The sequence below is a fragment of the Alistipes sp. An116 genome (genome assembly GCF_002161005.1).
Classification (GTDB): Bacteria; Bacteroidota; Bacteroidia; order Bacteroidales; family Rikenellaceae; genus Alistipes; species Alistipes megaguti.
Window position 1 is genome coordinate 1 of record NZ_NFLR01000056.1, and the last position, 514, is coordinate 514.

At 69.6% G+C, this 514-nt stretch carries 1 protein-coding gene; it reads right to left on the reverse strand.

Translation table 11 applies throughout. From position 1 onward, the window contains the following. Positions 1 to 514, reverse strand: a 514-nt coding sequence (locus tag B5E60_RS13620) for a chorismate synthase (protein ID WP_143260791.1), incomplete at both ends; no start/stop codon positions are given.

The window sequence follows — 514 nt, forward strand, 5'->3', positions numbered from 1 at the left end:
AAGGGTTCGCCGATCCCGACGGGCACTCCCGCGACGCGGCATTCAACCACGCCGCCCAGCGAATCGCGCTCGGCCGCCGCCTCGCGCAGCAGCTCGTCGAAACGCGCCGGATCGTCGCATCCGCCGATCTCCGTAAGGCGCGTGGCGAAACGCACCCCTTCGGGCAGCATCTTCTTGGCCACCACCCCCGCGGCCACCAGCGCCACGGTCAGCCGCGCCGAAAAGTGGCCGCCGCCCCGCGGATCGTTGTATCCCCCGAACTTGCGGAAGGCCACCCAGTCGGCGTGCGACGGGCGGAAATGGCGCTCCAGATTGGCGTAATCACCCGAACGGGTATTCTCGTTGGCAAAGACGACCGTCAGCGGCGCACCGGTCGTATGGCCGTTGTAAAGTCCCGAGACGATCATCGGCCGGTCCGTCTCGCGCCGCGGCGTCGTCCCCCGCGCACCGCTCCGGCGGCGGGCCAGATCGGCCTCGAAATCCGCCTCCGAAAGGGAGAGTCCGGCCGGCACTC